This window comes from Hydrogenophaga sp., from assembly GCF_011772445.1.
Lineage (GTDB): Bacteria > Pseudomonadota > Gammaproteobacteria > Burkholderiales > Burkholderiaceae_C > Hydrogenophaga.
Map to the genome: position 1 here is coordinate 131,708 of NZ_WVZN01000042.1, position 9,926 is coordinate 141,633.

Here is a 9,926-nt window from a genome sequence, read left to right on the forward strand (position 1 = left end):
CGACATAAAGGAGGAGGAGCGGAGCGCGCCAGCGCTCCGCTCCGGGGGACAGTCGCGGAGCCGGACACCCGAGCGCCGACGACCGGACCATCCGGAGAAAGCAACCCGAAGCTACTGCACCGGCGGCGTAGTCGCCAGCACTTCGTCCAGCGTGGTCAAGCCCTCGGCCACCCGCGCCGCCCCCGCCAACCGCAGTGGCCGCATCCCATCCGTGACCGCCTGCGCCCGCATCGTCTCCAGTCGCGGCTCGCGGATGACCTGGTTCTTGAACGCCTCGGTGACGGTAAGCAACTCGTACAGCCCCATGCGCCCCCGAAAACCCGTCATGCGGCAATCGATGCAACCCACCGGCTGGTATGGCCGGTAGCCCCCCGTGATCTGCCAGGGCTTCACCAGCTCCGCGAGTTGCTCGCGCGCCTCGGCCGCTTCTTCTTTCTCCACCCGCGTCTTGCACGCCGCGCACAGCGTGCGCACCAGCCGCTGCGCCAGCACGCCCAGCACCGTGGCATTGATCAGGTACGGCGGAATGCCCAGCTCCATCAGCCGCATCACCGCCGACGGCGCGTCGTTCGTGTGCAGCGTGGAGAACACCAGGTGGCCGGTCAGCGCCGCCTGCACCGCCATCTCCGCCGTCTCCAGGTCGCGGATCTCGCCGACCATGATGATGTCCGGGTCCTGCCGCATCAGCGCGCGCAGACCCTGCGCGAAGTCCAGGTCCAGGTGCGGCTGCACCTGCGTCTGGTTGAAGGCCGGCTCGATCATCTCGATCGGGTCCTCCACCGTGCTCACGTTCACCTCTTCCGTGGCCAGGCGCTTGAGCGTGGCGTACAGCGTCGTCGTCTTGCCCGAGCCCGTGGGCCCCGTCACCAGCACGATGCCGTGCGGGCGGCGCGTGAGGCCCTCCCAGCGCGTCGCATCGTGCGCGCCGAAACCCAGCGCAGCCAGGTCCTTCACCGTCGACTCGGGGTCGAAGATGCGCATCACCAGCTTCTCGCCAAACGCGGTGGGCAGCGTCGACAGGCGCATCTCCACCTCGTCTCCCTTGGCCCCGCCCACGCCCGGCTTGAGCGTCTTGATGCGGCCATCCTGCGGGCGGCGGCGCTCCACCACGTCCATGCGCCCCAGCAGCTTGATGCGCGCCGTCATCGCGTTCATCACGCCCAGCGGCAACTGGTACACCGGGTGCAGCACGCCGTCGATGCGGAAGCGGATCACGCCCTGCTCGCGGCGCGGCTCCAGGTGAATGTCGCTGGCGCGCTGGTCGAAGGCGTACTGCCACAACCAGTCCACCACCTGCACCACGCCCTGGTCGTTGGCGTCGATCTGCTTGTTGCCCTTGCCCAGTTCCACCAGTTGCTCGAAGCTCTGGAAGCCCGCGCTGCCGCCGCTCTTGGTGGCCGCGCGCACCGATTTCGCCAGCGCGAAGAACTCGGCCGTGTAGCGCGTGATCTCGGCCGGGCTGGACAGCACCAGGCGCACGGTCTTCCGCGTCTGGCGCGCCACCTCGCCCACCCAGTCGGTGAGGAAGGGCTCGGCCGTGGCCACCACCACCTCGGCCGGGCCCACCTGCACGGGCAGCACCTTGTGGCGCTCGGCATAGCCCGCGCTCATCACCTCGGCCACCTTGCCCACCTCCACCTTCAGCGGGTCGATGCGCAGGTAGGTGAGCCCGCAGCGCTGCGCGAGCCATTGCGTGAGCGCCTCGGCGTCGAGCACGTGGCCATCGGCCGCGCGCGCCATGCCCACCACCGCCAGGCGCTGCAGCGGGTGCTGCGCGCTGTGCGCTGACGAGATGCGCGCTTCGGTGCGGCGCGCCTCGTCCTCGCTGATCACGCCGTCCTCCTTCAACCAGCGCAGCACCAGGCGCCAGTCGAGCGGTCCGTTGGGCGTGGAAGCGGCGGCTTGAGCGGTGGCGGTTTTCATGTGTCAGTCGTGAACGGGTTTGAACACGCGCATCCATTTGACGGCCGGCAGGCCCCAGCGCTCCTGCACGGCCTCGGCGCGTGCCAGCAAGTCCAGGCGCGAAGGCCGCGAGGCGTGGCGCTGCGCCAGCACCACCGTGTTGCCTTCGCGCGTGGGCTTGAAGGCCCACACCGCGTCCTTGCCGAAGGCCGCGCACAGGCTCTCCAGCGACCGCTCGTAGCTCGAGTGGCGGCCGAAGAGGTTGACGGTGAGGCAGCCTTCGTCGGTGAGCGCGTGACGGCAATCGGCGTAGAAATCCGGCGAGTCGAGCACGGGGGCGGCGGCCTCGTGGTCGTACAGGTCCACCTGCAGCGCGTCGTAACGCCCGAGGTGTTCGGCGCGCCGGATCAGCTCGCCCGCGTCGCCCATCAGCACGCGCAGGCGGGCGCCGTCGGGCGGCAGCTTGAACCACTGCCGGCACACCGCCAGCACCTGCGGGTTGATCTCGATCGCGGTGGTGTCCATGCGCAGCCGCTTGTGGCTGAACTTGGTGAGCGCGGCCGAGCCCAGGCCCAACTGCAGCGCGCGGCGCCGCGGCACCGAATCGGGCTCGACGAACAGCAGCCAGGCCATCATGCGCTGCACGTACTCCAGCTCGATATCGAACGGCGCGTCCAGCAACATGGAGCCCTGGACCCATTCCGAGCCCAGGTGCAGGTAACGGACCTCGCCGTCTTCGGAGATGTTGACTTCGGGCAGGGACGTCGGTGTCTTCATGGAGCGGCCATTATGGACACGGCCGCCACCGGCCCTGTTCACCGGCCGGGCTCAGGCCGCATCGCTTGCCGCCTGCCGCCGGGCACGCCAGGCGCCAAAGATCGCGATCAGCCCCGGGATGATGATCAGCGCCCAGATGATCTTGCTGAGGTTGGCCTGCACCCAGGGCAGGTTGCCGAACAGGTAGCCCGCGCCCACCAGGCCGACCACCCAGATCAGCGCGCCGATCACGTTGTAGGCGGTGAACTTGCTGCGCGTCATCTCGGCCACCCCCGCCACGAAGGGCGCGAAGGTGCGGATGAAGGGCATGAAGCGCGCGAGGATGATGGTGATGCCGCCGTAGCGCTCGTAGAACATGTGCGCCTGGTTGAAGGCGTCCTTGTTGAACAGGCGCGACTTCTCCCACTGGAACACCTTGGGGCCGAAGTAGCGGCCGATGGAGTAGTTGGTCTGGTCGCCCAGGACGGCCGCCACCACCAGCAGCGCCATGGCCAGCGGCAGGCTCATCAGCCCCGCGCCGCACAGCGTGCCCACCACGAACAGCAGCGAATCGCCGGGCAGGAAGGGCATGACCACCACGCCCGTTTCGGTGAAGATGATGAGGAACAGCAGGGCGTACACCCAGGGGCCGTAGGCCTGCACGAAGGCCTGCAGGTGCTGGTCGACGTGCAGGATGAAATCGATGAGGAAGGTGATCAGTTCCATGGCGGGGCATTATCCTGTCCAGATACAGGGTGGGAGTTTCAGGTTGTAGCCATGTGGCTACAATCGACGATGTACACCGTCATCGAGACAGCGGCCTTTGCGGCGTGGATTTCGGACCTGGCTGGCTCATGTACTACGTGGAACGGGACGGGCAGCTCATCCTGATGCTCGGCGGCGGTGAGAAATCGTCCCAGGCCCGCGATATCGCCCAGGCCCGACAGACCGCCAAGGAGCTGTGAATGAAAACCGCGAACACCCGGCGCTTCGACATGGCCAACTATCTGCAGTCGGACGATGACATCGCGGTGTACCTCGACTTGGTGCTGGAAGACGGCGACGCTGCGGAACTCGCGGCGGCCCTGGGACACATTGCCCGCGCCAAGGGCATGGCCCAATTGGCGCAAGACACCGGACTGTCGCGCGAAAGCCTCTACAAGGCCCTGTCCGGCCATCGCACGCCGAGTGCCGATACGCTGATGCGCGTGATCCGGGGCTTGGGCTTTCGCCTGAGCATCCAGCCGCATTGACCACACAAAATGTCGATTCGATGACCACCCTGCCCCCGCGCCGCCCCATCCGCGAACTGCCCGACGAGCTGATCAGCCAGATCGCCGCGGGCGAGGTGGTGGAGCGCCCCGCCTCGGTGGTGCGCGAGCTGGTGGACAACGCGCTCGACGCCGGCGCCACGCAGATCACCGTGCGCCTGCTCGGCGGCGGCGTGCGGCTGATCGCTGTGGAGGACGATGGCGTGGGCATTCCCCAGGCCGAACTGCCCCAGGCGGTGAAGCGCCACGCCACCAGCAAGATTGCCAGTCTGGCCGAGCTCGAATCCGTGGGCACCATGGGCTTTCGCGGCGAGGCGCTGGCCGCCATCGCCTCGGTGGCCGAGATGGGTCTGCTCTCACGCACCGAGGGCGATGGCCACGCCTGGCAACTGGACGTGCGCAGCGGTGAACTCGCGCCGGGCGCGCGATCGCGAGGCACCTCCGTCGAGGTGCGCGAGCTGTTCTACGCCACGCCCGCGCGGCGCAAGTTCCTCAAGTCCGACAACACCGAACTCGCGCACTGCATCGAGGCCGTGCGCCGCCACGCGCTGGCGCGGCCCGACGTGGGCTTCGCCATCTGGCACGAAGGCAAGCTGTCGGCGCAATGGCGCGCCGTGCCGCTGCCGGGCCTCGACGGCACCGCGCGGCGCCTGGCCGACGTGCTGGGCGAGGACTTCATCGAACGCGCCGTGCCGCTCATGTGGCCGGCCGATGGCTCCGACGCGCGCGGTCTGCGCGTGTGCGGCTTCGCGGGCATTCCGGATGCGGCGCGCGCGCGCGCCGACCAGCAGTTCGCCTACGTCAACGGCCGCTTCGTGCGCGACAAGGTCATCTCGCACGCGGTGCGCGCGGCCTTCGACGACGTGCTGCACGGCCAGCGCCAGCCGGTGTACGCGCTGTTCGTGGAGATCGCGCCCGAGCGCGTGGACGTGAACGTGCACCCGACCAAGATCGAGGTGCGCTTTCGCGACAGCCGCGAGGTGCACCACGCGGTGCAGCAGGCCGTGGAGTCGGCGCTGGCGGTGCCGCGCGCGGGGCAGGCGGCCGAGCCGGCCGCGTCAACGGCCACGGCGGCGACGCCCGCCTGGACACCGCCCGTGCGGCAGAGCGGATTCAGCTTCCAGCCACGCGAGCCCGAGGCGGGTCATCGCGTGAGCGATGTGTCGGCCCTGTGGGGCGCGGCCGAGGTCGGCGCCTGGGCAGGGGCTTCGACGGGCTCAGCCCGAACGGAAGTCACCTCGGCCATCGACACCGGCGGCACCTCGTCCCTTGGGGCTGAGCCCGTCGGCGGGCGCAGGACAGGACCTGTCGAAGCCCCCGCCCACTCCCCCCTCCCCGACGGCGACTGGCCCCTGGGCCGCGCCATCGCCCAACTGCAAGGCATCTACATCCTGGCCGAGAACGCCCAGGGCCTGGTCATCGTGGACATGCACGCCGCGCACGAGCGCATCGTCTACGAACGGCTCAAGCGCCAGTTGGCCGAGCGCGCGCTCGCCAGCCAGCCGCTGCTGATCCCCGCCACCTTCGCGGCCACGCCCGAAGAGACCGCCACCGCCGAAAGCCGCGCCGAGGCACTGGCCGCGCTGGGCCTGGACGTGGCGCCGCTGTCCGCCCGCACCCTCGCGGTGCGCGCCGTGCCCACCACCCTGGCGCAGGGCGACCCGGTGGAACTCGCCCGCAGCGTGTTGGCCGAGCTGGCCCAGCACGACGCGAGCCATGTGCTGCAGCGCGCCGAACACGAGCTGCTGGCCACCATGGCCTGCCATGGCGCGGTGCGCGCCAACCGGCGCCTCACTCTGGACGAGATGAACGCCCTGTTGCGCCAGATGGAAGTGACCGAGCGCAGCGACCAGTGCAACCACGGGCGCCCGACCTGGCGGCAACTGAGCCTGCGCGAGCTCGACGCCCTGTTCCTGCGAGGCCGTTGAATCCACGCCCGCGCGACGCGGGCGGCGTGAAAAAGTCGGCGCTGGCGCTCCGGCATCGCACTTGCTTGCCTGGGATTTACCCGAGCGACATGAACTTTTCCGGTGCGAACCGCCTCACTATCCCGGTCCATGACCCGACTGCTGCTCGCCCTCGCCACCGCCCTCGCCTTGCTGGCCGGGTGCGCCACGCTGGATGAAAAGCAGCGCGTCTGGATCTTCCAGCCCTCCGACCGCGCCTGGAGCGGTGGCGTCTACGCCGCCGAGTCCATGGAAGACGTGTGGATCGACTTCCACTCGGCCGAGGACAAGGAGGACGCCCGCCTGCATGGCCTGTGGGCGCAGCACGAGAACTTCGCCGCCAACCCCAAGGCGCCTGTGCTGCTCTACCTGCACGGCGCGCGCTGGAACGTCACCGGTTCGGCCTTTCGCATGCGCCGCATGGAAGAGCTGGGCTTCTCGGTGCTGGGCATCGACTACCGCGGCTTCGGCCAGAGCACCAAGCGCCTGCCCTCCGAACGCACAGCCGCCGAAGACGCCCGCGCCGCCTGGGACTGGCTCGCCCAGCGCTACCCCGACCGGCCCCGCTACATCTTCGGCCACTCGCTGGGCGGCGCCATCGCCATCGAGCTCGCCACGCAGGTGAACGACGAAAAAGGCACCCTGGTCGAAGGCACCTTCACGTCCATCCCCGACGTGGTGAGCACCTTCAAGTGGGGCTGGCTGCCGGTGTCGCTGCTCATCACGCAGCGCTTCGAATCGGTCAAGCGCGTGCCCGACATCGGCTCGCCGCTGCTGGTGGTGCACGGCACCGACGACAAGCTGATCCTCCCCGAGCTGGGCCGGCGGCTCTACGAGGCCGCGCGCGAGCCCAAGTCCCTGGTGATGGTGGAGGGCGGCTCGCACCACAACACCAACTCCGTGGGCCAGGCCCAGTACCGCGCGGCCCTGGCCGAGCTGTTCGGGCTGAACGACGACATCCGCCTCGTCGCGCGCTGACCCCAACCCACGCCATGCGTGGCTATTTACGCTTGACGATAGTAACGCGTGACGTTACTATCCGGATTCATGTCGATCCAGTCGTTCAAGTGCCCCGACACGCAAGCCTTGTTTCAGTTGAAGCGTGTCGCCCGATGGCGCGGAATCGAGACCGTGGCCTTGCGCAAGCTCCGAATGCTGCACGCGGCCCATGGGCTGGTCGACCTGAAGGTACCACCCGGTAACCGACTGGAGGCCCTGCGAGGCGATCGCCGTGGGCAGCACAGCGTCCGGGTCAACGACCAGTGGCGCATCTGTTTTGTCTGGACCGACAGTGGCCCAGACCAGGTCGAGATCGTCGACTACCACTGAATTGAACTTGCCAATGAACGAAACGCTGGAGTGCTCACCATGACGAAACCCCTGTCTCTGCCCACCCCAGGTGAAATCCTGGCCATAGAGTTTCTGGAGCCAATGGGCATCACCCAATACCGGCTGGCCCAGGCCATTCATGTCCCGCAAACCCGCGTCGCTGCGATCATCAAGGACGGGCGGGCGATCACGGCGGACACCGCCTTGCGCCTGGCACGCTTCTTCGGCACCAGCGTCGAGTTCTGGATGAATCTGCAGTGTCAGTTCGACGCGGATCAGGTGCGTCAGGCCATCCGCGAGGACCTGGAGTCGATCGAACCTTACGCGGAAGCCGCTTGATGCCGACCCTGCGCTGCAGTGCCAGCACAGGCTGGCAGGCGGTGATCCACGGGTAAACCCATGGGGGCATCTGCTACCCTCAGCCGGATGTCCGCCCCCTCCTCTGCCATGTCGCCGGGCCTGGTCGTGCTCGTGCTCACGCTGCTGCTGGGCATCCAACCCGTCACCACCGACCTCTACCTTCCTGCCCTGCCCACGCTCACGCAGGGCTTCGGCGCCAGTGTGGCCCAAGCGCAGTTCACGCTCACCGCGCTGCTGCTGGCCTTCGGTGTCTCGCAACTGGTGTGGGGGCCGCTGTCCGACCGCTTCGGACGCCGTCCCATCCTCATCGGCGGCATGGTGCTGTACATGCTGGCCACCACCGGCGGGGCCTTCTCGCAGTCCATGGAGCAGCTCATCGCCTGGCGCACGCTGCAAGGCGTGGCCATGGGCGCGGCCGTGATGTGCGCGCGCGCCATCGTGCGCGACCTGTACGCCCCCAGCGAGGGCGCCCGCATGATGAGCAAGGGCCTCACCGGCCTCGGCGTCATCGCCTGCGTGAGCGCGCCGCTGGGCGGCGTGCTGTCCGACCACTTCGGCTGGCGCGTGGCCCTGCTCGCGCTGTCGGTGTTCGGCGCGGGCACGCTGGCGGTGCTGGTGACGCGCTTCCAGGAGTCCGTGCCGCGCCTCAACCCCGACGCGCTGCGCCCTGGCCCGCTGCTGCGCAACTGGGCCGGCATCGCGCGCAACCCCACCTTCTGGGCCTGGACGCTGCTGGCCACCGGCTCCTACGCCGGCCTGTTCAGCTACCTCGCGTCCTCGTCCTTCGTGCTGATCGGCGTGCTGGGCCTGAGCAAGACGCAGTACGGCCTCGTGATGTTCACCATGTCGGCCGTCTACATCGTGGGCACCGTCATCTGCCGCCGCCTGCTGGTGCGCCTGGGCGTTCGCCGCACCGTGGGCCTGGCGGCCTGCGTCACGCTCACGGGCGGCACGCTCGTGGGTGTGCTGCCGTGGCTCGGCGTGCAAAACCTGTGGAGCGTGCTGCTGCCCTTCTACCTCTTCATGCTGGCCCACGGCGTGCACCAGCCCTGCGGGCAGAGCGGCGCGGTGGCGCCGTTTCCGCACGCGGCCGGTGCGGCCTCGGCGCTCGCGGGCTTCATCATGATGGTGGTGGCCTTCGGCATCGGCGGCTGGCTGGGCCTGGCCCTGGCCGATCCCGCGCTGGGCGCCGGCACGGTTCGCCCGCTCACCGACAGCGTGTGGTTCTGGTGCGTGGTCATTTCCACCACGGCCTGGACGCTGGTGCAGCGCCACGGCGAACCGCACACGCCGCCGACCCGGGTCGCGACCACGTGAACGGGGAAGCGCCTCGCTGCTTCGCGCTGGCCGGCCCCACCGCCAGCGGCAAGACGGCGGCGGCCCTGGCCATCGCCGCGCGCTGGCCGGTGGAGATCGTCAGCGTGGACTCGGCGCTGGTCTACCGCGGCATGGACATCGGCACCGCCAAGCCCACCGCGGCCGAGCGCGCGGCCGTGCCGCACCACCTGATCGACATCCGCGACCCCGCGCAAGCCTACAGCGCGGCCGACTTCGCGCGCGATGCCACGCGCCTCGTCGGCGAGATCGCCGCGCGCGGGCGCACCGCGCTGCTGGTGGGCGGCACCATGCTCTATTTCAAGGCGCTGCTCGACGGGTTGGATGAGCTCCCCGCCGCCGACCCCGCCGTGCGCGCCGCCCTCGACGCGCGCGCCCGCGCCGAGGGCTGGCCCGCGCTGCACGCCGAACTGCAGCGCGTGGACCCCGTCACCGCCGCGCGCCTGTTTCCCAACGACGCGCAGCGCATCCAGCGCGCGCTGGAGGTGTTCCAGGTGTCGGGCCGCCCGCTCGCCAGCTTCCACTCGGGCCACTCGGGTCGTGAGCGCGACCGCAATGGCCCGCTCGACGAGGCCCACCTCCTCTCGCTCGAGCCGAGCGACCGCGCCTGGCTGCACGCGCGCATCGCCGAGCGCTTCGACGCCATGCTCACCGCCGGCCTGCTCGACGAGGTGCGCGCCCTGCGCGCGCGCGGCGACCTGCACGCCGATCTGCCGTCCATGCGCTGCGTGGGCTACCGCCAGGCCTGGACCGCGCTCGATGCGCACCCGCAGCCCGACGCCACCGCGCTCGCCGAATTGCGCGACCGCGGCGTCTTCGCCACGCGCCAGCTCGCCAAGCGCCAGCTCACCTGGCTGCGGTCCATGCCCCAGCGCGCGGTGGTGCCGGCCGATGCGCCCGATGCGATGGAGCAGGTGCTGGCGAAGGTCCAGGCATGGATAGGGAACATGAGCCCCCACGCTCCGCCGCTGCGCGGGTCGCTGCCCCCCGAGGGGGCTGATCCGGCTTGGGGCGGCCCGGCGCCGGA

Annotated in this window: 11 protein-coding genes; 8 read left to right on the forward strand and 3 right to left on the reverse strand. The window is 69.7% G+C overall.

The window, feature by feature from the left end; genetic code table 11:
- Nucleotides 1-111: 111 nt before the first annotated feature.
- Genes GTO19_RS17075 through GTO19_RS17085 form a run of 3 tightly spaced genes read right to left on the reverse strand, consistent with a single transcriptional unit; the run spans nucleotide 112 to nucleotide 3,384 of the window.
- A complete protein-coding gene (locus GTO19_RS17075) occupies nucleotides 112-1,923 on the reverse strand; it encodes a GspE/PulE family protein (RefSeq protein ID WP_291018940.1) in 1,812 nt (603 codons plus the stop codon).
- 3 nt (nucleotides 1,924-1,926) lie between these two features.
- Nucleotides 1,927-2,679 carry a spermidine synthase gene (locus GTO19_RS17080; RefSeq protein ID WP_291018943.1) on the reverse strand — a complete coding sequence of 251 codons (753 nt, stop codon included), beginning with the start codon at nucleotides 2,677-2,679 and terminating at the stop codon, nucleotides 1,927-1,929.
- Nucleotides 2,680-2,730: 51 nt separating this feature from the next.
- The gene (locus GTO19_RS17085) at nucleotides 2,731-3,384 is read right to left on the reverse strand and encodes a DedA family protein (protein WP_291018945.1); all 654 of its coding nucleotides are present in this window, start codon (nucleotides 3,382-3,384) and stop codon (nucleotides 2,731-2,733) included.
- A gap of 104 nt (nucleotides 3,385-3,488) precedes the next feature.
- Here GTO19_RS17085 and GTO19_RS17090 point away from each other — a divergent pair, with 104 nt between their 5' ends.
- The 8 genes from GTO19_RS17090 to miaA all read left to right on the forward strand — a co-directional run.
- The gene (locus GTO19_RS17090; protein ID WP_291018947.1) at nucleotides 3,489-3,623 is read left to right on the forward strand and encodes a hypothetical protein; all 135 of its coding nucleotides are present in this window, start codon (nucleotides 3,489-3,491) and stop codon (nucleotides 3,621-3,623) included.
- Nucleotides 3,624-3,911, forward strand: a complete 288-nt coding sequence (locus GTO19_RS17095; RefSeq protein ID WP_291018949.1) for an addiction module antidote protein — start codon at nucleotides 3,624-3,626, stop codon at nucleotides 3,909-3,911.
- Between the two features lie 20 nt (nucleotides 3,912-3,931).
- Nucleotides 3,932-5,857 (forward strand): DNA mismatch repair endonuclease MutL, encoded by a 1,926-nt coding sequence (gene mutL, locus GTO19_RS17100; protein ID WP_291018951.1) that lies wholly within the window; start codon nucleotides 3,932-3,934, stop codon nucleotides 5,855-5,857.
- A 129-nt stretch (nucleotides 5,858-5,986) separates the two neighbouring features.
- On the forward strand, nucleotides 5,987-6,853 hold the full coding sequence (locus GTO19_RS17105; protein WP_291018952.1) for an alpha/beta fold hydrolase: 867 nt from the start codon (nucleotides 5,987-5,989) through the stop codon (nucleotides 6,851-6,853).
- A 69-nt stretch (nucleotides 6,854-6,922) separates the two neighbouring features.
- Nucleotides 6,923-7,204, forward strand: coding sequence for a type II toxin-antitoxin system RelE/ParE family toxin (locus GTO19_RS17110; RefSeq protein ID WP_291018954.1), 282 nt, complete (start codon nucleotides 6,923-6,925; stop codon nucleotides 7,202-7,204).
- A 39-nt stretch (nucleotides 7,205-7,243) separates the two neighbouring features.
- Nucleotides 7,244-7,543, forward strand: a complete 300-nt coding sequence (locus tag GTO19_RS17115) for a HigA family addiction module antitoxin (RefSeq protein ID WP_291018956.1) — start codon at nucleotides 7,244-7,246, stop codon at nucleotides 7,541-7,543.
- An 87-nt stretch (nucleotides 7,544-7,630) separates the two neighbouring features.
- A complete protein-coding gene (locus tag GTO19_RS17120; RefSeq protein ID WP_291018958.1) occupies nucleotides 7,631-8,881 on the forward strand; it encodes a multidrug effflux MFS transporter in 1,251 nt (416 codons plus the stop codon).
- Nucleotides 8,878-9,926, forward strand: a 1,049-nt coding sequence (gene miaA / locus GTO19_RS17125; protein WP_291018960.1) for a tRNA (adenosine(37)-N6)-dimethylallyltransferase MiaA, incomplete at its 3' end; no start/stop codon positions are given. The genes GTO19_RS17120 and miaA, both read left to right, overlap by 4 nt.

Coding starts and splice junctions, on each gene's coding strand:
- GTO19_RS17075 (WP_291018940.1), bottom strand. CDS start 1,923: ATGAAAACCGCCACCGCTCAAGCCGCCGCTTCCACGCCCAACGGACCG.
- GTO19_RS17080 (WP_291018943.1), bottom strand. CDS start 2,679: ATGAAGACACCGACGTCCCTGCCCGAAGTCAACATCTCCGAAGACGGC.
- GTO19_RS17085 (WP_291018945.1), bottom strand. CDS start 3,384: ATGGAACTGATCACCTTCCTCATCGATTTCATCCTGCACGTCGACCAG.
- GTO19_RS17095 (WP_291018949.1), top strand. CDS start 3,624: ATGAAAACCGCGAACACCCGGCGCTTCGACATGGCCAACTATCTGCAG.
- mutL (WP_291018951.1), top strand. CDS start 3,932: ATGACCACCCTGCCCCCGCGCCGCCCCATCCGCGAACTGCCCGACGAG.
- GTO19_RS17105 (WP_291018952.1), top strand. CDS start 5,987: ATGACCCGACTGCTGCTCGCCCTCGCCACCGCCCTCGCCTTGCTGGCC.
- GTO19_RS17110 (WP_291018954.1), top strand. CDS start 6,923: ATGTCGATCCAGTCGTTCAAGTGCCCCGACACGCAAGCCTTGTTTCAG.
- GTO19_RS17115 (WP_291018956.1), top strand. CDS start 7,244: ATGACGAAACCCCTGTCTCTGCCCACCCCAGGTGAAATCCTGGCCATA.
- GTO19_RS17120 (WP_291018958.1), top strand. CDS start 7,631: ATGTCCGCCCCCTCCTCTGCCATGTCGCCGGGCCTGGTCGTGCTCGTG.